Source organism: Burkholderiales bacterium (assembly GCA_036262035.1).
Taxonomy (GTDB): Bacteria; Pseudomonadota; Gammaproteobacteria; order Burkholderiales; family SG8-41; genus JAQGMV01.
Window position 1 is genome coordinate 152734 of record DATAJS010000001.1, and the last position, 23259, is coordinate 175992.

A 23259-nucleotide genomic window follows, 5' to 3' on the forward strand; every position below is an offset into this window, starting at 1 on the left:
AACCGGTGACGGGTGGTGCGGTGACGGATAAGACGGTGACGGGCGTCGCGGCGGCGATTGCCGCAGCGCAGGTGCCGCGGCTCGGCGCGCTCACGCTCGACCATATCGCGCATTTCGTGCCCGACAGGCATTCAGCGGGCGAAGCGCTGGAGCGGCTCGGTTTCACGCTCACGCCGTTCTCCGAGCAGTCTCACCGGCTCGACGCCGACGGCCCGCTCGTTCCGGCCGGAACGGGGAACCGCTGCGTGATGCTCGAGCGCGGCTATCTCGAGTTCCTCACCGCTTTCGGCGAATCGATCGTCGCCGACCAGCTCCGCGCGGCGATGCGCCGCTACGTCGGGGTGCACCTGATCGCGTTCGGCACCTCGGCGGCCGAAGCCGACTACGCGCGGCTCGAACGTGAAGGTTTCTCGCCGCTCTACCCCGTGGCGCTGCAGCGCCCGATCGGCACCGAGCACGGTGAAGAAACCGCGCGCTTCACCGTCGTACGCGTTCCGCCGCAATCGATGCCGGAAGGCCGCATCCAGTACTGCCGGCAGGAGACGTCCGAATTCGTCTGGCAGGCGCGCTGGCTGGCGCACGCGAACGGCGCCGTCGAGCTCGCTTCGGTCGTGCTGTGTGTCGCGGATCCGGACGAAGCCGCGGCGAGGTACGGCCGTTACACCGGCCTCACGCCGGCCGGCGACGGACCGTGGCGCATGCTCGCGACGAGCCGCGGCACGCTCGCGTTCGGCACCGCGGAAACGCTGGAGCGCGAGCTCGGCTTGCGCGCGCCCGCGCTGCCGTGGATGGCGGCGTACACGCTGCACGTGCGCGATCTCGCGCAAACGCGCGACTACCTGCGCGAAGCCGGCGCCGCTGCCCGCGATCTCGATGCGGACCGCTGTCTCGTCGAGCTGCCCGCGGCGCTGGGCGGCGCGGTCATTTTCGCGGCGCGGCGGGCGGGAACATTGCAGTGAGCTTCGTATGCAAACGCTGAGAGAGCTCGACCACACGCGACAGGTGCCCGGAGAACCGAGGCGGCGCTGGTTCTCGTCGCCGGACCTCGATCTCATCGTCTGGCTCGACGACGCGGAAAATCTGGTCGGCTTCCAGCTCTGCTACGACAAGATGCACGGCGAGCGCGCGCTGACGTGGCGTACGGATCGCGGTTACGATCACTCCGCCGTCGACGACGGCGAGGCGCACTCCACCGCGTACAAGCAGGCGCCCATCCTGGTCGCCGACGGGCAGTTGAACCGCGTGCGCGTCTCCGAAATCTTCAACGAAGCGAGCGAGGGCGTGCCGGAACCGATCCGGTCGGCCGTCGCGGACCTCATCGACAAGGCGCCGGAATAGCCATGGACTGGAAAGAGAACATCATCCGAGACGAGAACGGCATGCGCGAGCTGCTGAAGGACACGCGAACCATCGCCGTGCTCGGCATCAAGACCGAAGCGCAGGCGGGACAGCCGGCGTTCTACGTCGCCAAGTACCTGCAGGACGCCGGGCTCGAAGTGATCCCCGTGCCGGTGTACTACCCCGACGTGCAGCAGATCCTCGGCCGCACCGTTTACCGCAAGGTCGCGGATATCCCGGGCGAGGTCGACATGGTCAACGTCTTCAGGCGCTCGCAGGACGTCCTGCCCCACGTCGACGACATCCTCGCGAAGAAACCGAAGTCGGTGTGGATGCAGCTCGGCATCCAGAACGACGAAGCCGCGCGCCGCTTCGCCGAAGCGGGGATCAAGGTCGTGCAGAACCGGTGCCTGATGGTCGATCACCGCAATCTGATGCGCTGAGACTCAAACCAGGATCAAACCAGCGTCAGACCCCAAAACGCCGGGGGCTGACCCTTTCTTTCATGCACGTTGGCTGTCGGTGAACCACCTCAAGGATGGAGGGCCTACGGGAGGAAACCTCCGGTTTCCTCCCGTTCGTTCACCGGCCGGCCCGGCGAGCGGAGCGAGCACGGGCCGGCTATTTTTTTTCTGCGCGAAGCGCAAAAAAAAATAGCCGGGGGCGACCCGGCTACGAACTATTGGTGCGGCTTTATATAGGCTATTGGTACCGCACCATTCGAACGCGGTGATGCTTAGCTGCTTATATCTCCCTGTTCCCCACGCCCAATCGTGATCGTCAGAAAGTACGCTGTATCTTCAATCCGAACTGGTCCTGGCGGCTCTTCGGCTGGAACACCACGAAGCCGTTGCCCGCGCCGTCCTGCACCGCGACGAACTTCGACTGCTTGAAGCGATAGCTGTCGTAGTACGCGAAGATGTCCCAATCGGTATTCACGCGATAACCGAGCGTGCCGTAGAAGCTGAAATCCCGGCCCGGCCGCAGGTGCGGGTTGCTGGTGAACCCGATGTCCATGAGCTTGGCGTTCTCGCGCGTGTGCACCGGGTACTTCACGCCCGCGCTGCCGATGACACCGGTGCGCAGAGGCTCGTAAGCGACGCCCGCGCGCGCGTAGAGGATGTCATATTGCTCCTCCTGCGCCGCGGTGAGCTCGCGCCGCCAGTGGTCCCAGCCGAACGCGGCCATGAATCCGAAACCGTTGGTCAGGCGATAGTGCGTCTGGAATTCGTTCTGAACGCCGCGGTAATGCGTCTCGCCGCTGATCGGAGCGTTGGTACCGAGGATGGCGCCGGTGTAGTCGACGTTGCCGACGTACGCTTTGACGTTGTAAGCGACGGAAGGCCCGGGCGCCCTGCTCTGGCTCCACGTGAGGTCCAGCGCCCAGCGCAGACCGTCTTCCTTGACGGACGGAGTCGTCGATTCCTTCCAGCGAAAGCTCTCGAAACCCGCGCCGATCGAGATATCGGCGCTCGCGCTGCCTGCAACCATCAATGCGCACGTGCCTGCTGCCATCGCCAAACCGCGCTTCATCCGCCTCCCCTCGCCGCCTCGTCGCGACAATCTGAGCCGAGGGTAAAGAAAACGCTTTAAGTTGTCGATATAAGCTCTTCACGCGAGGCATAATACTTTCAATGCTGTTGTATTTCAGCAACAACAGCAGCGATCGATAGACAGGAGATCGCATGAAGGTAACCAAGCAGACGAGCTGGTTCGGCAGCTTTTCGAAGTGGATCTCGCGCTGGACCGGCAGTCCGCTCGCGTTCGGGCTCGCGCTCGGCACCATCGTGGTGTGGGCTATCAGCGGCCCGCTCTTCGGCTTCAGCGACACGTGGCAGCTCGTCATCAACACCGGCACCACGATCGTCACCTTCCTCATGGTGTTCCTCATCCAGAACACCCAGAACCGCGACGGCACCGCAGTGCAGGTCAAGCTCGACGAGCTCATCCGCACGACGAGCGGCGCGCACAACGCGCTGCTCGACCTCGAAGAGCTCGACGAGAACGAGCTGCGCGAGATCACCAAGGAATACGAGGGGATCGCCGAGCGCGCGCGCGAGCTGCTGCGCAAGGGCAAGAGCGACACCGGAAGACCGAGCGTGAAAGGACGCACACCGCGCAAGTGATGCTCACGGCATACTTCTTGCACAACCACTCTCTGCAGTCAGGAATCGCCGATCAACCTACCTAGAGAGGATCGCAATGGCGAAATACGGCAAGAAAGCCCAGAGCAAGGTGAAGCGAGCGATGCACAAACGCAAGCGCGGTACGCTGAAGAGCGGTTCGGGCAAGAAGGTGAAGAGCAAGGAACAGGCGATCGCCATCGGCCTGTCCGAAGCGCGCAAGGCAGGCGGGAAAGCGCCGAAGAAGGCGTCCCGCAAGAAGTCGACTTCGAAGAAGAAGTCGTCGAGCCGCAAGAAGTCCAGCAGCAGCCGCAAGTCGAGCGCACGCAAGTCGAGCAGCCGCAAGAAGCCGGCCAGTCGCAAGAAGTCCAGCGGCCGCTCCCATAAGCGCAAATCGACGAAGAAGCGCTCGAAGAGCTAGCGCCGCTCCCGAAGTTGAAGGAAGGGAAGTTCAAGGAGGGAAACCCTGGTTTCCCTCTTTGCGTTTACCGGCGTTAACGCTCGCGAAGCCGAGCGTTAAGCAGCTGCCTGCGCAGCGGCCCGCTGCGCCGCCTCGGCGAGCCTGTGCTCCTTGAGGAACCAGCGGCGCACGATCCAGATCACGCCGACGAAGAACAGGCCCACCCCGGCGACCAGCCAGTAGTTGATGCGCGACGGGTCTTCGAGCGCGGTCTTGATCTGCTCCCCGAACACCGTCGTCGTCAGCGTCCCCGGCAGCATGCCGAGGATGGTGCCGAGCGCGTAGTGCCACAGCTTGATGCCGACCGCGCCCGCGACCATGCCTTCGACCGCGAACGGCGCCACCGGCACGATGCGCACCGCGAAGATCGCGATCAATCCCCGGCGCCTGAGCACCTCGGTCATCTCGTTGAGCTTGTCGCCCGCGAGCTTGCGCACGGTGTCGCGCGGCAGCAGGAGGCCCGCGAAGTACGTCGACAGCGCGGCGCCGAGGATGCCGAGCAGGCTGTAAGCGAGCCCGAGCGCCGGGCCGAACGCGATCACCGCGAACAGGGTGATGAGCGGCCGCGGGAACATGACGAAGCACGCCGGCGTATAAGCCGCCATCACCGCAAGGGGCGCCCACCACACCGCCCCCACGTCCTCGGCCCACGCGATCGCGCGCTCGGGCGTGAAGACTTCGGACAGCGGCGTGTAGCGCCACACCGCGGTGAGCACCGCGATGCCGACCGCGATCAGCGCGAGCTTGCCCCACGCCGGGCCGGTCGCGTGCTCGGCGATCGTGGTGTCCGGCGCGAACGTTTCGATCACGTCGTCGAGCGCGAGCGCCGGCTCGGCGTCCTCGAGCGGCGCCGCGACCGGTGCGGCCGCGCCGCGCGTCAACGGGCGCAGCCGCGCGACGTCCCCGAACACGCGATCGCACAACGCACGTAATGCTTCGGCGCGCCGCGGGTCGTCGCCCGCTTCGAAGGTGACATCGCACTCGCTGTCGTAGCGCAGTGAACGGTTGCTCAGACCCGCCGAGCCGACGTGCAGCCACGAATCGTCGACGACCATCACGGTCGTATGCGCATCGCCGAGCGTCGGTTCGCGCGTGTACGCGCGGAAACGGCCGCGCGTGTCAGCGGACTCGACTTGCCCGAGCGCCCGGGCGCGCCGCGTCTCGAGCGCCGCGCGGTCGAGCCAGCCGTGCGATGCGTCGCGCGTGACGAGCACGATCTCGGGCGGATCGTCCTCCGCGAGACGGGACGCGAGCGCGGCCGCGACGCGCTCGGACGTGAAGTGCGCGGTGTCGATGCGGATCGACCGTTCCGCCTTCGCGATCGCGTCCAGGAACAGCCTCTCGATCTCGTGCACCGCCGGCCGCGCGTCGATCGCCGGCAGCGTGCGCGAGATCCCGACCTCGACGTCGGTCACGTCGGGCTTCAGCCACTGCGGCCACGGATCGACCGCGCCTCGCGAGGTGCGTATGGCCTGGCGGGTCGCGGCGCTCCAGCGCTCGCGCGCGATCTCGCCGAGCGCATGCGCGGCGCCCGCGTCGACGACCGCCACTGCGTCCCGAGAATCCACGGCGCGACGCGACGTGAAGTCGATGCCTCCGCAGAACGCGATCGCGTCGTCGATCACGATGAGCTTCTGGTGGTGCGAGCAGCCTGCGGCATTGGTGCTGTCGTAGTGCAGGTGCACGCGCGCGTGGTGATGGCCGCTCGGACCGTAGAGCGGCCGCATGCCGTCGCCGCTGCTGCCGTACAGCGCGCCGTAATCCCACGCGAGCACGTACACCTCGAGCTTCGGCCGCTTGCGCACCAGCCGGTCGAGGAACTCGCCGAGCTTGAGCAGGCCGCGGCCGCGCGTCTTGCGGCCGAGCGCGGTGCGATCGTCGAAATCCCAACCGACGATGACGATGGAGCGCGTCGCGCGCTCGGCCGCGTGCCTGAACGCGCGGTAGTACTCGTCGGCGCCGAACAGGAAAGCCGCGCGCGCCGCGCGCGCCGCCGCGCTGCAGTTCGAACCCGGTTGCAGCAGGCTCGCCATGCGCCGGCTAGCGCCGCGCGAGGAGCGGGTCCGCGCCTCCTCGCACCACGCGTATGCGGTTCTCCACCTCGCGCACGCCGCGCGCTTGCGCCGTGATGTCCTCGATGGCGTGCTTCATGCGGCGCTCGGGGACGATGCCTTCGAGCGTGACGACGCCGCCGGCGACTTCCACCGTCACCTCGCTCGAGTCGAGGTGCGTCGCGCCGATCAGCGCCTCGCAGACGTCCTCGCGGATGCGCTCGTCGCTGCGGCGGTAGTTCTTCGGGCCGCGCAGTCCTGTATGCAGCCGGGGCTGCCCGCCGATGAGCTGCTCGCCGTCGTGCAGTACGGCGGCGGGCGCCTGCGCGTCGTAGCGATAGCGATGCGGCGCGAACGGATCGTCGTCGCCCCACCGGCGCGTGCCTTCCCAGGAGGCATCGCGGGCACCAGCGACGCCGGCCGCCTGCGCCTGCGAGCTGTAATCGCGCGGCGCCTGCATCGGCTCGGGCGTCGCACGTCGATTCGATTTCGCCATGATTCGACCTTTCTATTCGATTTACCCGCCGCTGCAAATTGCGCGCCTCGCCGCAGCGCGGCACCGCGTTTGCTGCGATTCATGGTTCCAGTTGCAGGTTTCCGAGGAACTTCCGTGGCTCAGAGCAATCGACCCCAATCGCCCGCGAATCCTCTGTGGTGGCAGCGCGGCATCGTCTACCAGATCTATCCCCTCTCGTTCCAGGACAGCAACGGCGACGGCAAAGGCGACCTCGACGGGATCCGCCAGCGGCTCGATTACCTCCACTGGCTCGGCGTCGACGCGGTCTGGATATCGCCGATCTATCCGTCGCCGATGAAGGACTTCGGCTACGACATCTCCGATTACTGCGACATCGCGCAGACCTTCGGCTCGCTCGAGGATTTCGACCGGCTGCTGGCGGAAGTGCACGCGCGCGGCATGAAGCTCATCCTCGATTTCGTCCCCAACCATACGTCGGACCGGCATCCATGGTTCATCGAGAGCCGAAGCTCGCGCGACAACCCGAAGCGCGACTGGTACATCTGGCGCGATCCGGCGCCGGGCGGCGGCGCGCCGACCAACTGGCTGGCGCAGTTCGGCGGCAGTGCCTGGCAGCTCGATGCCGCCACCGGCCAGTACTACTACCACGCGTTCCTCAAGGAGCAGCCCGACCTCAACTGGCGCAACCGCGAGGTGCGCAACGCGATGTACCGCGTGCTGCGCTTCTGGCTCGACCGCGGCGTCGACGGCTTTCGCATGGACGTCCTGTGGCATCTCATCAAGGACGACCAGTTCCGCGACAACCCGCCCAACCCCGGCTTCGAGCCCGGCGATTCGGAGCACCGCAAGCTGCTCGAGCTCTACACGACCGACCGGCCCGAGGTGCACGAGGTGATCTCCGAGATGCGCGAGCTCTTCGAGACCTTTGATGAGCGCCTCATCATCGGCGAGATCTACCTGCCGGTGGAGCGCCTCGTCGAGTACTACGGCCTCGAGCGCCCCGGAGTCCACCTGCCGTTCAACTTCCAGCTCATCCACGCGCCGTGGAACGCGTGCGAGATCGACCGCATGATCCGCGAGTACGAGGAGCGCGTACCTGAAGAGGAATGGCCGAACTGGGTGCTCGGCAACCACGACCAGCACCGCATCGCGACGCGCGTGGGCGACGCTCAGTCGCGCATCGCCGCGATGATGCTGCTCACGCTGCGCGGCACGCCGACGCTCTATTACGGCGACGAGATCGGGATGTGCGACCACATCATCCCGCCCGAGCGCGTGCAGGACCCGTACGAGAAGAACCAGCCGGGGCTCGGCCTCGGCCGCGACCCGCAGCGCACGCCGATGCAGTGGGACGGCTCGCTGCACGCCGGCTTTTCCACGAGCGAGCCCTGGCTGCCGATCCCCCCGGACTTCCACCGCCACAACGTCAAGGTGCTCGCGGAAGACCCGCGCTCGGTGCTCGCGTTGTACAAGGCCCTGATCGGGCTGCGGCGCAGTCACCGCGCGCTGTCGGTCGGCGGTTACGCGCAGATCACGTGCGAAGGCAGCGTAATGGCGTTCGAGCGCTACGACGGCGCCGAGCGGCTCGTCGTCGCGCTCAACTTCGGCCACGAAGCGGAGGCGGTGGCGCTGCCCGACCGCCCGGGGAAGGTGTTGATGTCGACGCACATGGACCGCGTCGGGGAGGCGCTGACCGGGAGTTGTGCGCTGCGCCCGGACGAAGGCGTGATCGCGCTCGTCGCCTGAGACGTGCCGCGCGTCGCCGGCGCTTCTGCGCCGCCCCCGCATTCGCTAGACTTGCTGGGAAAGCCAGTACGCCCGGGGGAATCATGGACACCGCACAGCGGCGGTTGTTGTACGTCGACGGCGACGCGGAGGCGCGCCTGCTCATGCAGGAGCTGCTGGCGCCGCACCAGATCGACATCGTCGCGACCGACGAGGAAGCGCGCGTGCTCGCGCGCCGCGTGAGCTACGACGTCTACCTGCTCGCGAGCGGCCCCGACGCGAGCGGCCTCGCCTTGTGCGCATGGCTCCACCGGATCGATCCGCGCACGCCGATCATCTACGTGTCGTCCACCGGCACCGCTGCGCACGAGAGCCGCGCGGTGGCCGCCGGCGCATTGCGCTTCCTCGTCAAGCCGCTCGACCCCGACCTGCTCAGGTCCACCCTTCGATTGCTGCTCAAGCTCGCGGAGATCGAGACGCGGCGTGCGCGCATCGCCGAAGAGCTCGCGATCGAGGAAGAGCTCACCGCGCGCGCGGCACGGGCGCGCGAGACCGTGCGCGCCGCCCGCGCCAAGGCGCAGCGGTCGCTCGAGTGCACGCTGCGGATGAAGGCGTACCGCGCTTTCCTGGATGCCGGCGGCAATCGCGCGAACTTCGAGCGGACGTGGCCGACCGTCGCGTCGGACGCGGACACCGCGACTAAGTGACGAGCCGAGGCGCGGCCTCCAGGACGAGCACGAGCGCTGCGCCCTGCGCGCTCGTATAGAGCCAGAAGATGCAGGTGTTGTCGAACGTGACCCGGCGCACGGGGTCGAGCTTGCCGCTGTAGCGCCGCGCAAGCGTGTAAGCGGCCATCGCGATCGCGACGAGCACGTGCAGCGCCTGCAGCGCGAGTCCCGCGTAGACGAGCGCGCCGTAGCCGTGCGCCGCCGGATCGATGTCCGCGTATGCGCTCCAGTGCAGCGCCGTCGCCGCCGCGGCGCACACCGCGCCGGCGAGCAGCGCTTCGGTGAAAAGGCGCCGGTGCAGGAGACGCCCCGCCCACACGAGCGCCGCGCCGCTCGCGCTCCACAACGCCGCCACCGTCACCGACGTATGCCCCGCCGGTAACGCGTACGGTGCGGGCGGCCACGGGCCCTGCGACTGGGTCCACAGGTAGAACCACGAGAAGACGAGCGAGGCGAAGATCGTCGCATCGACGAGCAGCAGCACGCCCATCCCCCATGCCGAGTGCGAATGCCGTCCGCTCACGTAGATCGGCAGGGGCAGTCCGTCGCCGATATCGACCGGGCCGCGGATCGCGCCCGGGTCGGTCTCCCACAGCCACCGGAGTATCGCGGCCAGCGCGACGACGCCGCCGATCGCGGCGGCCACGTGCAGCTTCGCGGTCAGCAGCAGAAAGAACGCCGCGGTGCCCAGACCGGCGACGAACGGCAGCCAACTGTCGCCGGTGAGCACGAGCACATACTGCGGCCGCGCATCGCGCGGGCTCGTCACCAGAGTCTCGCGCCTGCCCGTCGCGGTTCCGGGCAGGTAATGCTGTCCCGCGTCGACCTCCGCCGCGAGCGTCGGTCTCGCCCACAGCGGATCCCGATCGTCGATGCGCGGGATGCTGCGGAAGCCGTAGTCGTCGGCCGGCAGCCATTCGAGCGTGGAGGCGCCCCACACGTTCGCGTCGACTTTCTTGGCGAGGCGCAGGTGCATGAGCACGTCCAGCAGAAAGACGGCGAAGCCCGCGGCGAGCACGAACGCGCCGAGGGTGGAAAGCAGATTCAGCCCGTCCCAGCCGAGCCCCGCCTGGTACGTGTAGACCCGCCGCGGCATGCCGAGCATGCCGGTGATGTGCATCGGGAAGAACGTGGCGTGGAATCCCGCGAACATGAGCGCGCACGACCACTTGCCCATGCGCTCCGACAACGGCTTGCCCGAGACGAACGGCGCCCAGTAATAGATCGCCGCGATCAGCGGGAACACCATGCCGCCGATCAGCACGTAATGGAAATGCGCGACGACGAAGTAGGTGTCGTGCGCCTGCCAGTCGAAAGGCACGACCGCGAGCATCACGCCGGTGAGACCGCCGAGCACAAAGGTCGCGAAGAACGCGAGCAGGAACCACGTCGGCGCGGCGAACCGCACCTCGCCGCGCCACAGCGTGGTCACCCACGAGAACAGCTGGATCGCGGTCGGGATGCTCACCGCCATGCTCGCGGCGGAGAAGAACGCCGCGTATTTGTGCGTGAGGCCGATCGCGTACATGTGGTGCGCCCACAGCGTGAAGCTCAGCACGCCGACTATGATCGTCGCGGCGACGATCCAGCGATAACCCGCGAGTCGCGTGCGCGCGAGCGTGGGCACGATCATCGAGATCATCCCCGCGGCGGGCAGGAAGATGATGTACACCTCCGGATGACCGAAGAGCCAGAAGAGGTGCTGCCACAGCACCGGGTCGCCGCCGCGCTCGACGATGAAGAACGGCCAGCCCAATGCGCGCTCCAGCTCGAGCAGCAGCGTGCCGAGGATGATCGGCGGGAAGCCGAACACGATCATCGCGCCGACGACCAGCATCGCCCACGCGAAGAGCGGCATCTTCATGAGCGACATCCCGGGCGCGCGCGTGCGCAGTATCCCGACGACGAGCTCCACCGCGCCCGCGATCGCCGAGATCTCGATGAAACCGATGCCGAGCAGCCACCAGTCCGCGCCGCTGCCCGGCGAATAGGTGCCGCCGGTGAGCGGCGGATACATGAACCAGCCGCCGTCCGGTGCGACGCCAAAAAAGATCGTGCCGAAGAACACGAGCCCGCCGATCGCGTACGCCCAGTAGGCGTACGCCGACAGCCGCGGGAACGGCAGGTCGCGCGCACCGAGCATGTTGGGCAGGAGCAGCACCGCGACCGCTTCGACGACCGGCACCGCGAAGAGAAACATCATCACCGTGCCGTGCATGGTGAAGATGCGGTTGTACTCGGCGTTGGACAGCAAGTCGTTGCCGGGCACCGCGAGCTGAGCGCGCATGAGCAGCGCGAGCACGCCCGCGAGGACCAGGAAGAGCAGCGCGGTCCCGACGTAGAAGAGCCCGATGACGGTGTTGTTGACCGCGCCGAAGATGCGCCACCCGCGCGGCGTCAGCCATGCGCGCTCCAGCGCTTCGAGCTCGCCGTCGGGGCGCGGCAGCGGGTTGGGCAGCGGCCGCCCGCTCACTTGAGGCTCTCGACGTACTCGGTGAGCGCGTGCAGCGCCTGCGGCGTAGTGCGGGTCGGCGGCATGAGGTTGCCGGGCTTGATGCCCTGGCTGTCCGCGATCCAGCCGGCGAGCGCGCCGCGGCTCATCGGCAGCGTGCCGGCGGCCAGCGTCGCGCGGCTCGCGACATGCGTGAGGTCGGGGCCGTCGCGGCCCGCCGCCTGCGTGCCGCGCACGGTGTGGCATTGCGCGCAGCCGGACATCGCGAACTGCCGCGCGCCCTCCTCGTCGGCGATGGCCGGTCTGCTCTCTTTTTCCAGCCAGCGCTCGAAGTCGGCGTTGTCGTGCACGATCACGCTCAGCGCCATCAGCGCGTGCTGCGCGCCGCAGTACTCGGCGCACTGCCCGCGATACACGCCCGGCCGCGACGCTTCGACGACGAGATGATTGACCCGGCCCGGGATCATGTCGACCTTGCCGGCGAGGCTCGGCACCCAGAAGCTGTGGATGACATCGCTCGTCTCGAGCAGGAGCTTCACGCGCCGGTTCGCGGGCAGGTGCAGCTCGTTGGCCGATACGACGTCTCCGGTAGGCTGTACGTAGCGCACTTCCCACCACCAGCGCTTGGCGACGATGCGCACCGTGACGCTGCAATCGACGTCCATCGACAGCGCCTCGCCCACGCGCAGCGCGTATACGAGCAGGACGCCGAGCACGAGCGTCGGCAGCGCGAGGCCGCCGCCGACGATCCACGCGCGCGACGACACGCGCGATGCGCGGCCGAGCACGGCGATCGCGACGATCGCCACGGCCACCGCGAACGTCGCGGCGGTGCCGATGTAGAGCACCCGCGAGAGCTCGTCGATCGCCAGCGCATGCGTGCCCGCAGGCTCGAACGCGGATTGACCCGTCGCATTCACTTCAGGGTCGCGAGATACGCCGCCAGATCGCGCGCGTCCTGTTCGCTCACGCCGAGGTCGGGCATTGCGGTTCCGGGCTTCACGCTCGGCGGAGACCTGAGCCAGCGCACCATGTTCTCCGGGGTATTCGCGAGCGCGCCGCCGATATAGCTGCGCCTGGCGATGCCGGCGAGCGGCGGCCCGACGTGCTTCGTCGCGCCGGTGACGAGCGGTATGACGTGACACGTCGTGCACGCGTACTGATCGAGCGCTCGCCGTCCCGCGTCGGCGTTGCCGGGGCGCCGCTCGACCGCAGGCGCGACCGCGTTCCCGGTCTGCGCGATCTTCGCGGCCGCTTCGCCGTACTGCGCAGCGGAGAGATAGGGCAGCCGGTGCTTCACGAACGCAACGACCTCCCAGATCTCGTCGTCGCTCATGCGGTGCTTCCACGCCGGCATCCCGGTCGCCTTGATGCCGTTCTTCACCACCCACTGCACTTCGGCCGCGGGCCACTCGCGGCCGACCGTCACGAGATACGCCGGCACCGGCATCATGCCGAGCGCGGCAGGCCCCGGCGACACGCCCGGACCGCCGTGGCACTGCTCGCAGTTGCGCACGTAAGCGGCGAAGCCGCGCGCGATCGTCGGCTCGGACGCGAGATCGGGGACGGCGGTGTCTTTCGCCCGCGCCGCCACCGACCGGCGCATCGTCGCCTCGATCAGCCAGTACACCGGCTTGGTGTGCGGGTCGACCGCGGAGATGTCGTATACGCCGGAGAGCACGAAAGCGGCGCCGCCGATCGCGCCGAGGGCGCCGAGCACGACGGCGGTCGTGATGACCGTTCGCAGGCGCGTCATCGCAGCGTGTAGAGATAGGCGGCGATGTCGCGCGCTTCGGCTTCGGAGATGCCGAGATCGGGCATTGCCGTGCCCGGCGCGTAGCGCTGCGGCCGCGACACCCACGCCGCCATGTTCTCCGGCGTGTTCGGGAGCACGCCGCCGAGGTAGGCGCGATGAGCGATGCGCTCGAGCGGCGGGCCGACCGTACCCTGAGCGCCCGGCAGTCCGGAGTGACAGCTCGCGCAGCCGTAACGCTCGATGTAAACGCGGCCGCGGGCTTCGTCGCCGCCGGCGACGACCTGCTTCGGCGCTTCGCTGCTGCACGCGCCGAGGGCGACGAGGAGTGCGAGGCTAGAGCGTATAGATCGCATAAGGCATGCGGATGAGCGGCATCGCGACGTTGCGCACCGGCACTCCGCCTTCGGTGACGCCTTCGACGCTGCCGTAATGGGCGTGACCGTGCAGCACGAGGTCGGCGCCCGCGCGATCGATCGCATCGGCGAGTTGATACGCCCCGAGATAGGGAAAGATCTCGGGACGCTCGCCTTCGACCGTGCCGCGCACCGGCGCGTAATGGATCAGGGCCACGCGGCGATCGGTTCGAAGGCTCGTGAGCTGCGCTTCGAGCGCGGACGCCGCGTCGTCGGTCGCCTGGATGAAAGCTTTCATCTCGGGCTCGCCGAACTTGTGGCCGTGGTCGCCCTTGAACCCGCCGCAGAAGCCTTTCACGCCGGAGATGCCGAGGGTGCGCCCGCGCACTTGCAGCGTCACCGATTCGCCTTCGAGCATGATCACGCCGGCGCTTTCGAGCGTTTCGCGTATCGCGTGCGCCTGACCGCGATGATGGTCGTGGTTGCCGAGCACCGCGACGACCGGCACCGGGGCGCCGCGCAGCTCCGCGGCGAGCGCCTGCGCTTCCTCGATACGGCCGACGTTGGTGAGGTCGCCCGCGATGAGCAGCGCGTCGGCGCGATCCTTCAGCGCGGCGTAGTGCGGGCGCAGTTGTCCCCTGGTCCCTACCGATGCGTGGATGTCACCGACCGCCGCAATGCGAATCCCGTCTCCCGCCTCACGCCTCACGCTGCTTCCTCCGATCTCCCAGCACGTCCTCTATATACACGCGATTGACGAGCACCAGCGCGCACGCCGCGAGCGGCGTCGCGAACACGATGCCGAGCACGCCGAGCATGGTCCCGAGCACGACCTGCGCGCTCATCGTCACCAGCGGCGGGATGTCCACGCTCCTCTGGAACACGAGCGGCGAGAGCACGTAGCCTTCGAGCGACTGCACGCCCCAGTACAGCAGCACTACCCACAGCACCTCCTGCGGCCCGAGGGTCGAGGCGATGAGCACCGCCGGCAGCGCCGCGAGTATCGGCCCGAGGTACGGAATGAACTCGAGCACGAACATGATGAGCCCGAGCGCGAGCGCCAGCGGGATGCCGAGGAGATAGAGCCCGATGGTGATCAGCGTCCCGACGAACGTCATCAGGAGCAGCGTCCCCATGAGCCAGCGGCGCAGCGCGCCCGACAGCTCGCGCAGGATCTCCTCGGCGCGCGGGCGGTAGCCGAGCGGCACGAGGCGCAGCACGCCGTTGAAGTACAGGCCGGGATCGGCGGCGACGTAGACGCCGATGATGACCGAGAGCACGAGGCCCGACACGCCGCCGAGCGTCGCGCCGATCACCTTGCCGATCGCGCCGACGTTGCCGCTGTCGAGCTGGTACTCGCCGAGGCTGGTCAGGAGGTCCCGGCCCCACGAATACTTTCCCAGGAGGCCGCGCACCTGCTGCCACATCGCCGCCATGTTGCGGCCGAGCTCGTCGAACTGGCCGGCGATCTCCGCCGACAGATACCAGCCGCCCCAGCCGAAGACGAGCACGAGCACGCCGCCGACGAGCAGGACCGACCAGCCGGGTGGAATGCGCGTGTATTGCGAGACGAGATCGCCGAGGCCGCGCAGCAGCGTCGCGAGCAGCACGCCGCCGAAGATGAGCAGCAGCACGTGCGAGGCCATGTACAGCGCCGCCACGAGCAGGAACGCGAACGTCGCGGCTGCGACGGCGACGACCACTTTTCTCGTGTAAGCGTTGGATGCGCCCTGCATGGCCGCGCCAGACGCAATCAGCATGCCACCGGCACCGAGGCCAGCCACCCAAGGAAGGGAGGTCTCGGAGGGAAACCTTGGTTTCCCTCCGAGGCGTTCACCGGAGCCGCCGCAGGCGGCGAGAATAGTCGCGCGAGCGGCTATTCGAGCTTGATATTTGCCGCTTTCAGCACCTTCGCATACTTGTCGATCTCCGCGCGCACCAGCCGCTGGAGCTCGATGTTCGACGCGTTGTGCGCGGGCTCCGCGCCGTTGCGCTCGAGCTGCTCCTTCATGTCGGGCGAGAGCACGATCTTGACGAGCTCGCTGTGCAGGCGATTGAGGATGGGCGCCGGCGTATGGCGGGGCGCGAAGAAGCCGAGCCACAGCGACACTTCGAAACCGGGATAACCGGATTCGGCGACGGTCGGCGTATCCGGCAGTGCCGGCGAGCGCTTGAGGGTACCGACCGCGAGCGGCCGCAGCTTGCCCGATTTCGCGTGCGGCAGCACCGCCGGCATGCTGCCGAAGAGCGCCTGCACCTGGCCGCCGAGCGTCGCGGTGCCTGCCGGACCGTTGCCGTTGTAAGGCACGTGGACGATGTCCATGCCCGCGGTGTGCTTCAGCATCTCCATCGCGAGGTGCGTGGTCGAGCCCGCGCCTGCAGACGCGTAGTTGAGCTTGCCCGGCTGCGACTTCACCAGCGCGACGAACTCTTTGAGCGTATTCGCCTTCACCGCCGGATTGACCACCAGCAGGTACGGCGTCGACGCCACGAGCGTGATCGGGTCGAAATCCTTGATCGGGTCGTACTTGATCTTCGCGATGCCGTAGGCCGCGGGCGCGATCACGTGGGTACTCGTCGTGCCCATGGTGAGCGTGTAGCCGTCCGGGTTCGCGCGCGCCGCGATCTCGGTGCCGACGATGCCGCCGGCGCCGCCGCGGTTGTCGACGATGACCTGCTGGCCGAGGCTTTGCGACAGGCGTTGCGCAACGATGCGCCCGATGATGTCGGTCGATCCGCCCGCGGGAAAGGCGACGATGAGGCGGATCGGCTTGGTGGGGTAACCGCCTTGAGCGTGTACGGCGGCGGGTACGGCGAGCGCGAGCGCGGCGGCGCCCGCGGCGGCGAGACGGAATGTCATTGTTTTCCTCCGTTGTCGTGGAAAAAGGACGACGGCGGCCGTCCTTCCCGTGCGACGGAGGATACCCGAAGCGCCGTGGCGGCGGTCAGTGACCGACGCCGCCGGGACTCATCTTGCGGTCGGCCGGGGAAGCTTCGGCGAGCGCGACCGTCAGCTTGTTGTCGACGTCGGCGACACCGTAGCAATCCGCCGCGATGTCCTCGATCCAGTGCTTCATCTGGCGGTGCGCGACCGCGCCGAGCAGCGTGACCTTGCCGCCCCGCACTTCGATCGTCACCTCGGATGCGTCGATACGCGGCTCGCGCTCGATCGCGTCGAAGATCTCTTCCTGGATGCGGTCGTCGGAGCGCGTGTAGTTCTTGGGGCCGTGCCGCACGTTGCGCTGCGATTGCATTTTTTCATGCTCGGGCGCGTAGCTTGAGGGCTGCCGCGCCGGACGGATGCGGTCGGTGCGCGCGCTGTATTCGCCTGCGGAGCCGAAGCCGCCTTCCCAGCCGAAGCCCAGCCGGCCGTGCGGTTGGTCGAACTCGCCGGGCGAGCCCGCCCGCGAGGCTTCGACGTAATCCTGCGCGACGCCGTGCGGCACGCCGTACACGCCGAACTGCCCGCCGCTGCCGTGCGCATAACCCATGCCGTGCACGCCGTAACCGGGTGTGTCGCCGGTCTGCCGCGGCGGTACCCCTTCGGAGACCTCGCCGTGTCCTGTCAGCGGTTCGTTCTTGCCGAAGGGATTGAAGTCTTTCTGAGCCATGGTCCCTCTCCGGATGCGTGTTGCATGTTTCGCTGCAACACCTGTACCGGAGAGGACACGCGTAGCTCATTCCTGCTTGAGCAAGCCTTTCTTCAGCAGGCCGGAGACCTTTCCCGCTTCCTTCTTCACGAACGCGTCGAACTCCTCGGGCTTGCCGCCCTGGATTTCGAGGCCGAGCTGGTCGAGGCGCTGCTTCACGTCGGGCAGCTGCAGCGTTTTGTTGACCTGCGCGTTGAGCTTGTCGACGATCGCGCGCGGCAGCTTGGGCGGACCGGCCATGCCGAACCACACGATCGCTTCGGCGTCCTTGATGCCCGACTCCGCGAGCGTCGGCACGTCGGGCAGCAGCGGGCTGCGCTTCGCGGACGCGATGCCGACGACTTTCACGCGGCCCGACTTGATCTGCGATTCGGCGCTCACCGTCGTGGTGTGCATCATCTGGATCTGCCCGCTGACGGCGTCCACCAGCGCGGGGCCGGAGCCTTTGTACGGCACGTGCACGACGTCGATGCCCGTCGCGCCCTGGAGCAGCGCGAGCCCGATGTGCAGGCTGCTGCCGTTGCCGGACGAGCCCCAGCTGATCTTGCCGGGATTCGCCTTCGCGTACGCGATCAGCTCTTTGGGGTTGTTCGGGGGAAACTTCGGATTCGCGAGGATGAGCAGCGGCGCGTAGCCGATGAAGACGATGTTGGTGAAGTCCTCGACCTTGTACGAGCTGCGCTTGTGCATGAGCGGCGTGTTCACGCTAGGGCCCGGGTTCGCGAGCAGCAGCGTATACCCGTCCGGGTTGGCTTTCGCGACCGTGTCCGCGCCGATCGAGCCGCCCGCGCCGGGCCGGTTGTCGATGACGAACTGCTGGCCGAACGCTTCGCCGAGCTTGCCGCCGACGAGGCGCGCGATGATGTCGTTCGACGCGCCGGGCGTGAAAGGGACGACCCAGCGCACGGGGCGATTGGGATAGGCGCCGCCCGAATCGGCGGCGCTCGCAACGGCGCTGGACAGCGTCAGCGCAACGGCAAAACCAAGTTTGATACGACTGCTCGACATGCTTGCTCCTCTTTGTTTTTCGCGGTGCGTTTGCACGCACCCTACGCTCTTCGTCACCGATTCACCCGGCACCGCTTCATCCGTCACCGGTTCATCCGTCACGCCTTACATCACCGCTTCACATCCAACGCTTCCGGATTCATCACGTTGATCGGTTTGCCCGCCGCGAACGCGAGCACCTGCTCGAACGAGCTCGAAAACTGCCCCTCGTAGGCGTCGCGCTCGACGTAGCCCAGGTGCGGTGTGGCCACGACGTTGTCCATGCGCAGCAGCGGGTGCTTGCCGCCGAGCACGGGCTCTTCCTCGAACACGTCGACCGCCGCCATGCCGGGCCGTCCCTGCTTCAGCGCGGCTTCGAGCGCGCCCGGCGCGATCAGCCCGGCGCGGCTCGTGTTGACGATGAGCGCGGTCGGCTTCATGCGCGCGAGATCCTGCGCGGCGACGATGCCGCGCGTCGCGTCGACGAGGCGCAGGTGCAGCGAGATCACGTCGTTCTGCTCGAAGAACGCTTCCTTCGAAGCCGCCGCGGCATAGCCGTCCGCCTGTCCGCGCGTGCGCGAGCCTTCGGTGCCCCAGACGCTCACGTTCATGCCGAACGCGCGCCCGTAGCCCGCGACGGCCCCGCCGATGCGGCCATAGCCGAAGATGCCCAGGTTGCGCCCGCGCAAGCCGATGCCGACGGTCGACTGCCACTTGCCGGCCTTCAGGTTCGCGACTTCCTGCGGGATCTTGCGCATCGCCGCGAGGACGAGCCCCCAGGTCAGCTCGGCCGTCGCATACGACGGCTTGCCCGGATGCTGGTCCGACGAGAGCACGATGCCGCGCTTCGTCAGCGCGTCGACGTCGATGTGCGGGAAGACGCTGCGCTGGCTGACCAGGCGCAGCTTCGGCAGGCGCTCGATCAGCGGCGCGCGGATGGGCGTGCGCTCGCGGATGAGCACCAGCGCTTCGGTGTCCTTCAGCCGCTCCGCCAGCACGTCGATGTCCTTGGTGTGATCGTTCCACACCGTGACGTCGTGGTCCTTCAGCTTCCTGAACGCGTCCAGCGAGCGGACGAGGTTCTGGTAATCGTCGAGTACGGTGACTTTCATAGCCAGCCTTTCTGCTGCTCGAGCACGCGATCGACGATCGCCTCCGCATGCCCGGTGTAGGTGGTCGGATCGAGCGACGCTTTGAGCTCGTCCGCCGACATCGCGCCGCGGATCTTCTCGTTCGCCATCAGCGACTGCTCGAAGGTGACGCCGTTCTCGATGCCGTGCATCGACGCTTCGTACACCAGCTCGTGCGCGGTCTGCTTGCCGACCTTGTCGGAGAGATCGAACATCACGCGCTCCGAGAGCAGGAAGCCGCCGAGCTTGTCGAGGTTCTTCCGCATCGATTCCACGTCGACGTGCAGGCCTTCCAGCACGTATTTCATCATCGCGAGCATCGCACCCGCCATGAGGCAGGTCTCGCCCACCGTCTTCCACTCGCCGCGCCATGCCGAGCCGTCGCGCTCGTGCTCGATGATCATGCACTCGAGCATGAAGGCGACGTTGTAGCGGATCGCGCGGCTGTTGCCGACGACCGCCTCGCACGTCGACGGGTTGCGCTTGTGCGGCATCGTCGACGAGCCGACCTTGCCTTCGCTGAAAGGCTCGTAGAGCTCGCCGATCTCGGTGTGCTCGAGGGTGACGATCTCGTTGGCGATCTTGCCCAGCGTGCCGGAGATGATGCCGAGCACCGAGACGTATTCCGCGAAGCGGTCGCGCGCGGGCTGCCAGTTGATGTCGGCGACGCCCAGGCCCAGGCGCTTCATGAGGCGCTGCTCGAGCTCCGGCGCTTTCGGTCCGAACGACGCCTGAGTGCCGACCGCGCCGACCATGCCGCCCACGAACAGGCGCTTTTCGAGCTCGCGCATGCGATCAAAGTTGCGTCCCATCTCCGACAGCCAGATCGCCGCCTTGTGGCCGAAGGTGATCGGCAGCGCCTGCACGCCGTGCGAGCGGCCGACCATCGGCGTCGACTTGTGCTCGCGCGCGAGCCTGGCGAGCGCGTTGCCGATCGCCTTCATGTCACGCAGGTAGATCTGGTGCGCGTCCTTGATCTGGAGCACCGTGCCGGTGTCGAGCACGTCCTGCGTGGTGGGGCCGAAGTGGATGTACTCGCCCAGCCCCTTGGCGCAGAGCTGCTCGACCGCCCTGACCGCGGGCACCAGCGGATGCTTGATGCGCCGGATCTCGGCCGCGATCTTCTCGATGTCGACCTTGTCGACCTTCGCGTTGGCGGCGATCTGCTTCGCTGCGTCATCCGGGATGATGCCGAGCGCCGCCTGCTCGAGCGCGAGCGCGGCCTCGAAGTCGTACCACTTCTGCACCTTGTTGCGATCGCTGAAGATCGCGCGCATCTCGTCGGTGCTGAAAAGATGCTTGATGAGTGCGTCGTCGAATACGCCTGAAGCCATTTTGAACCCCTATAAAAACAATGAACCGCCAAGGACGCCAAGGACGCAAAGGAAAAGCGACGCGGCATCATCGCGTCGTCCCGGACGTGTGCCGTCAGGCCGACACGATCCGGGACCCATGTTGACGTTCAAGCCCCGTTCAAAATGGATTCCCGCGTTCGCGGGAATGACGACCGCTGCAAACCCTGGCGTCCTTTGCGTCCTTTGCGGTTAAAAAAGCTCTTGAGTTACTTTTCGGTACGCTCGAGGATGTGCAACCCGCGCACGCGGTCGAGCAGGTAGATGAGCCCGCGATCGTCGACGGTGACGTCGTTCGACTGCACGCGATCCGAGCCCGGCGGCACGTCGGGCATGAAGTACGCGACTTCCTTCAGCGAGTGCGGATCGGCGATGTCGACGATGCGCAGGCCGTATGCGAACCACGCGACCGGGATCTCGGTGCCGGTCACCTTCTCGCACGGCTGATGGCAGCCGGTCATGCGCGGCTGCGGACCGTCGGGCATGTCCTCGATCTGGAACGTCGAGATCGGCATCGGGTGCGCTTCGTCGCTGATGTCCACGAGCCACATGAACGACGCGGGATACTTGAAGTAGTCCTCCTGCCGGAACACGTCCTCGTCGGTGACCACCATGAAGTCGCGCCCCTTGATCTTGAACGGGATGCGCAGGCAGGTGTGCGTCGGCCACGGGAACGGCGGGCTCCAGTCCATGCCCGAGATGCGCTTGGGCTTGCTCATGTCCTCGATGTCGAGGATGACCCAGCCGCCCTGCCAGTAGCTCGTATAGAGACGGTTGCCGTAACGCAGCGGGTGGTGACACTTGTGAGCGTCCCCTTTCCACGTCGGCGTCTCGCCGCCCGCGACCCACTGGCCCGGCATCCACCAGCGGCCGACCTCTTCGGGCTTCGCCGGGTTCTCGAGGTCGAGGATCATCATGATGTTGCCGACGTAGCCTTCCATCGTCGGCGAGATGTAGGCGTAGCGGCCGTCGAAATCGAAGCGGTGCACGCCGCGCGCGTAACGTGCGCCCGCGGGATCGGTCGCGTCCCAGTTGGTGATGAGCTTGGGCGCCTCGGGTTTCGATACGTCCCAGATCGCGAGCCCGCCGTTGTAGCCGTCGGGCGGCACCTCGCCCTGGAGCGCGTGCTGGCCGAGCACTTCGCGGTTGGTGATCATGATGTCGCCGGACACGCGCACCTTGTGCGAGTGCGTGCCCTTCGGCATCTCGAGGTTCGAGATGATCTTCGGCTTCCTCGGGTCTTTGACGTCGACGATCAGCGTCCCGTTGGGATTGCGCATGTTGCCGATATAGGCGACGTTGCGCTCGACGACGACCTGCCCGCCGCCCGCGCAGTCGGTCCAGGAAACCGGCCCGATCGAGCGCTTGTCGCCGAGCGACAGCGCGGCGCCGCCCTGCTTCACGTCGACGTAAGCGACTTCCTTGATGCCTTTGGCTTGTGCCACGGATCCTCTCCTTCCTTGGGGTACGCCGCGCGTCTCGCGTACACCTCGCTGTGTAATTTGAACCGCCAAGGACGCAAAGGACGCAAAGGAAAAAGCGATTCGTTGCGATCGCGTCGTCCCGGACGTGTGCCGTAAGGCCGACACGATCCGGGACCCATTTTGACGTTGAAGACACAATCAATTGGATTCCCGCCTGCGCGGGAATGACGACCGTTGAAAACCTTTGCGTCCTTGGCGTCCTTTGCGGTTAAAAAGGGTTTTTCAGCAGCTTCGAGTTTACTCGACGCGGATATTGGCGGCCCGGATCACCTTGCCCCATTTCGCGTGCTCGGATTTCATGAACGCCGCGAACTCCGCGGGCGTGTTACCGATCGGGTCCGAGCCCTGCGACAGGAGCCGCTCGCGCACGTCCGGCAGCCTGAGCGCACGCACGATCTCGTCGTGCAGGCGAGCCACGATGGGCTTGGGCGTCGCGGCGGGCGCGAGCCAGCCGAACCAGCCGACCACTTCGAAGCCCGGCAGGCCCGCTTCGGCGACCGTCGGCAGCTCGGGGGCGACCTGCGAGCGTTTCGCGCTGGTGATCGCGAGCCCCCTCACCTTGCCCGCCTTCACCTGCGGGATGGCGGACAGCGCGATGCTGAACAGCGCCTGCACCTGTCCCGCGAGCACTTCCGCGAGCGCGGGACCGCCGCCCTTGTAAGGCACGTGCGTCACGTCGATCGCGGCGTTCTGGCGCAAGAGCTCGAGCGCGAGATGGCCCGACGTGCCGTTGCCGGCGGAAGCGAACGCGATCGGCCTGGTCTTCGCCAGCGCGATCAGCTCCTTCACCGAACTCGCCGGCACGCTCGGATGCACCACCAGGATATTCGGCACCGTGATGCCGAGCGTGATCGGCGCGAAATCCCTGATCGGGTCGTAGGGAACGCTCTTGTACAGGCTCGCATTGATGACCACGCCCGCGGCGACCGCGGTGAAGGTGTAACCGTCCGGCGCCGCGCGCGCCGTCGTCTCGTAAGCGATGATGCCGTTGGCGCCGGGACGGTTGTCGATGACGACCGTCTGCCCGAACGACTCGGTGAGCTTCGGCGCGACCAGCCGCGCGAGCGTATCCGCCGGCCCGCCGGGGGGCACGGCGACGATCATGCGGATGGGTTTGGCGGGATACGCCGGTTGCGCGGCGCTCACAGCACCGGCGGCGCACATCAGAGCAAAGCAATTGACCGCCAAGGAC

At 67.3% G+C, this 23259-nt stretch carries 23 protein-coding genes; 7 read left to right on the top strand and 16 right to left on the bottom strand.

What is annotated here, in order from left to right:
* Window positions 1-20 precede the first annotated feature (20 nt).
* The 3 genes from VHP37_00650 to VHP37_00660 are packed head-to-tail and all read left to right on the top strand — an operon-like array spanning window position 21 to window position 1781.
* The gene (locus VHP37_00650) at window positions 21-959 is read left to right on the top strand and encodes a VOC family protein (GenBank protein HEX2824825.1); all 939 of its coding nucleotides are present in this window, start codon (window positions 21-23) and stop codon (window positions 957-959) included.
* 7 nt (window positions 960-966) lie between these two features.
* Window positions 967-1338 carry a hypothetical protein gene (locus tag VHP37_00655; protein ID HEX2824826.1) on the top strand — a complete coding sequence of 124 codons (372 nt, stop codon included), beginning with the start codon at window positions 967-969 and terminating at the stop codon, window positions 1336-1338.
* Window positions 1339-1340: 2 nt separating this feature from the next.
* Window positions 1341-1781, top strand: a complete 441-nt coding sequence (locus tag VHP37_00660; GenBank protein HEX2824827.1) for a CoA-binding protein — start codon at window positions 1341-1343, stop codon at window positions 1779-1781.
* A 337-nt stretch (window positions 1782-2118) separates the two neighbouring features.
* Here the strand turns inward: VHP37_00660 and VHP37_00665 are convergent, their stop codons facing one another.
* Window positions 2119-2871, bottom strand: a complete 753-nt coding sequence (locus VHP37_00665) for a hypothetical protein (protein ID HEX2824828.1) — start codon at window positions 2869-2871, stop codon at window positions 2119-2121.
* Between the two features lie 152 nt (window positions 2872-3023).
* Here VHP37_00665 and VHP37_00670 point away from each other — a divergent pair, with 152 nt between their 5' ends.
* The gene (locus tag VHP37_00670; GenBank protein ID HEX2824829.1) at window positions 3024-3464 is read left to right on the top strand and encodes a low affinity iron permease family protein; all 441 of its coding nucleotides are present in this window, start codon (window positions 3024-3026) and stop codon (window positions 3462-3464) included.
* Between the two features lie 76 nt (window positions 3465-3540).
* Window positions 3541-3882, top strand: coding sequence for a DUF6496 domain-containing protein (locus VHP37_00675; protein ID HEX2824830.1), 342 nt, complete (start codon window positions 3541-3543; stop codon window positions 3880-3882).
* A gap of 95 nt (window positions 3883-3977) precedes the next feature.
* Here VHP37_00675 and VHP37_00680 read toward each other — a convergent pair whose 3' ends face one another.
* Complete coding sequence (locus VHP37_00680) at window positions 3978-5954, bottom strand: VTT domain-containing protein (GenBank protein HEX2824831.1); 1977 nt, start codon at window positions 5952-5954, stop codon at window positions 3978-3980.
* 7 nt (window positions 5955-5961) lie between these two features.
* Window positions 5962-6468: a BON domain-containing protein gene (locus tag VHP37_00685; protein ID HEX2824832.1), complete on the bottom strand. Its 507-nt coding sequence runs from the start codon at window positions 6466-6468 to the stop codon at window positions 5962-5964.
* Window positions 6469-6582: 114 nt separating this feature from the next.
* Between VHP37_00685 and VHP37_00690 the strand changes: the two genes are divergently transcribed.
* Window positions 6583-8196: an alpha-amylase family glycosyl hydrolase gene (locus VHP37_00690; GenBank protein ID HEX2824833.1), complete on the top strand. Its 1614-nt coding sequence runs from the start codon at window positions 6583-6585 to the stop codon at window positions 8194-8196.
* An 83-nt stretch (window positions 8197-8279) separates the two neighbouring features.
* Window positions 8280-8882, top strand: coding sequence for a response regulator (locus tag VHP37_00695; GenBank protein HEX2824834.1), 603 nt, complete (start codon window positions 8280-8282; stop codon window positions 8880-8882).
* Here VHP37_00695 and ctaD read toward each other — a convergent pair.
* From ctaD to VHP37_00760, 13 genes are all read right to left on the bottom strand, one after another.
* A complete protein-coding gene (ctaD, locus tag VHP37_00700; protein ID HEX2824835.1) occupies window positions 8875-11376 on the bottom strand; it encodes a cytochrome c oxidase subunit I in 2502 nt (833 codons plus the stop codon). The genes VHP37_00695 and ctaD overlap by 8 nt on opposite strands.
* Window positions 11373-12275 (bottom strand): cytochrome c oxidase subunit II, encoded by a 903-nt coding sequence (gene coxB, locus VHP37_00705; protein ID HEX2824836.1) that lies wholly within the window; start codon window positions 12273-12275, stop codon window positions 11373-11375. The genes ctaD and coxB overlap by 4 nt, the downstream gene beginning before the upstream one ends.
* Complete coding sequence (locus VHP37_00710) at window positions 12272-13111, bottom strand: c-type cytochrome (protein HEX2824837.1); 840 nt, start codon at window positions 13109-13111, stop codon at window positions 12272-12274. The genes coxB and VHP37_00710 overlap by 4 nt, the downstream gene beginning before the upstream one ends.
* Window positions 13108-13464 carry a c-type cytochrome gene (locus VHP37_00715; GenBank protein ID HEX2824838.1) on the bottom strand — a complete coding sequence of 119 codons (357 nt, stop codon included), beginning with the start codon at window positions 13462-13464 and terminating at the stop codon, window positions 13108-13110. Before VHP37_00715 ends, VHP37_00710 begins: the two co-directional genes overlap by 4 nt.
* Window positions 13445-14173: a metallophosphoesterase gene (locus VHP37_00720; protein ID HEX2824839.1), complete on the bottom strand. Its 729-nt coding sequence runs from the start codon at window positions 14171-14173 to the stop codon at window positions 13445-13447. Before VHP37_00720 ends, VHP37_00715 begins: the two co-directional genes overlap by 20 nt.
* Window positions 14163-15224, bottom strand: coding sequence for an AI-2E family transporter (locus VHP37_00725; protein HEX2824840.1), 1062 nt, complete (start codon window positions 15222-15224; stop codon window positions 14163-14165). The genes VHP37_00720 and VHP37_00725 overlap by 11 nt, the downstream gene beginning before the upstream one ends.
* A 116-nt stretch (window positions 15225-15340) precedes the next feature.
* Complete coding sequence (locus VHP37_00730; GenBank protein HEX2824841.1) at window positions 15341-16324, bottom strand: tripartite tricarboxylate transporter substrate binding protein; 984 nt, start codon at window positions 16322-16324, stop codon at window positions 15341-15343.
* An 85-nt stretch (window positions 16325-16409) separates the two neighbouring features.
* A complete protein-coding gene (locus VHP37_00735) occupies window positions 16410-17075 on the bottom strand; it encodes a BON domain-containing protein (GenBank protein HEX2824842.1) in 666 nt (221 codons plus the stop codon).
* A gap of 66 nt (window positions 17076-17141) precedes the next feature.
* Window positions 17142-18122: a tripartite tricarboxylate transporter substrate binding protein gene (locus VHP37_00740; protein ID HEX2824843.1), complete on the bottom strand. Its 981-nt coding sequence runs from the start codon at window positions 18120-18122 to the stop codon at window positions 17142-17144.
* 110 nt (window positions 18123-18232) lie between these two features.
* Complete coding sequence (locus tag VHP37_00745; protein ID HEX2824844.1) at window positions 18233-19213, bottom strand: D-2-hydroxyacid dehydrogenase family protein; 981 nt, start codon at window positions 19211-19213, stop codon at window positions 18233-18235.
* Window positions 19210-20565, bottom strand: coding sequence for an adenylosuccinate lyase (gene purB, locus VHP37_00750; protein HEX2824845.1), 1356 nt, complete (start codon window positions 20563-20565; stop codon window positions 19210-19212). Before purB ends, VHP37_00745 begins: the two co-directional genes overlap by 4 nt.
* A 227-nt stretch (window positions 20566-20792) precedes the next feature.
* Window positions 20793-22028 carry a hypothetical protein gene (locus VHP37_00755; protein HEX2824846.1) on the bottom strand — a complete coding sequence of 412 codons (1236 nt, stop codon included), beginning with the start codon at window positions 22026-22028 and terminating at the stop codon, window positions 20793-20795.
* Between the two features lie 276 nt (window positions 22029-22304).
* Window positions 22305-23213 carry a tripartite tricarboxylate transporter substrate binding protein gene (locus VHP37_00760; protein HEX2824847.1) on the bottom strand — a complete coding sequence of 303 codons (909 nt, stop codon included), beginning with the start codon at window positions 23211-23213 and terminating at the stop codon, window positions 22305-22307.
* Window positions 23214-23259: the final 46 nt, after the last annotated feature.

Excerpts from the sequence above, each read along its gene's own strand:
- VHP37_00665 (HEX2824828.1), bottom strand. The coding sequence starts at position 2,871 with ATGAAGCGCGGTTTGGCGATGGCAGCAGGCACGTGCGCATTGATGGTT.
- VHP37_00715 (HEX2824838.1), bottom strand. The coding sequence starts at position 13,464 with ATGCGATCTATACGCTCTAGCCTCGCACTCCTCGTCGCCCTCGGCGCG.
- VHP37_00730 (HEX2824841.1), bottom strand. The coding sequence starts at position 16,324 with ATGACATTCCGTCTCGCCGCCGCGGGCGCCGCCGCGCTCGCGCTCGCC.
- VHP37_00725 (HEX2824840.1), bottom strand. The coding sequence starts at position 15,224 with ATGCTGATTGCGTCTGGCGCGGCCATGCAGGGCGCATCCAACGCTTAC.
- VHP37_00740 (HEX2824843.1), bottom strand. The coding sequence starts at position 18,122 with ATGTCGAGCAGTCGTATCAAACTTGGTTTTGCCGTTGCGCTGACGCTG.
- VHP37_00685 (HEX2824832.1), bottom strand. The coding sequence starts at position 6,468 with ATGGCGAAATCGAATCGACGTGCGACGCCCGAGCCGATGCAGGCGCCG.
- VHP37_00680 (HEX2824831.1), bottom strand. The coding sequence starts at position 5,954 with ATGGCGAGCCTGCTGCAACCGGGTTCGAACTGCAGCGCGGCGGCGCGC.
- VHP37_00735 (HEX2824842.1), bottom strand. The coding sequence starts at position 17,075 with ATGGCTCAGAAAGACTTCAATCCCTTCGGCAAGAACGAACCGCTGACA.
- VHP37_00695 (HEX2824834.1), top strand. The coding sequence starts at position 8,280 with ATGGACACCGCACAGCGGCGGTTGTTGTACGTCGACGGCGACGCGGAG.
- purB (HEX2824845.1), bottom strand. The coding sequence starts at position 20,565 with ATGGCTTCAGGCGTATTCGACGACGCACTCATCAAGCATCTTTTCAGC.
- VHP37_00655 (HEX2824826.1), top strand. The coding sequence starts at position 967 with ATGCAAACGCTGAGAGAGCTCGACCACACGCGACAGGTGCCCGGAGAA.
- VHP37_00670 (HEX2824829.1), top strand. The coding sequence starts at position 3,024 with ATGAAGGTAACCAAGCAGACGAGCTGGTTCGGCAGCTTTTCGAAGTGG.
- VHP37_00710 (HEX2824837.1), bottom strand. The coding sequence starts at position 13,111 with ATGACGCGCCTGCGAACGGTCATCACGACCGCCGTCGTGCTCGGCGCC.
- VHP37_00660 (HEX2824827.1), top strand. The coding sequence starts at position 1,341 with ATGGACTGGAAAGAGAACATCATCCGAGACGAGAACGGCATGCGCGAG.
- VHP37_00675 (HEX2824830.1), top strand. The coding sequence starts at position 3,541 with ATGGCGAAATACGGCAAGAAAGCCCAGAGCAAGGTGAAGCGAGCGATG.
- VHP37_00745 (HEX2824844.1), bottom strand. The coding sequence starts at position 19,213 with ATGAAAGTCACCGTACTCGACGATTACCAGAACCTCGTCCGCTCGCTG.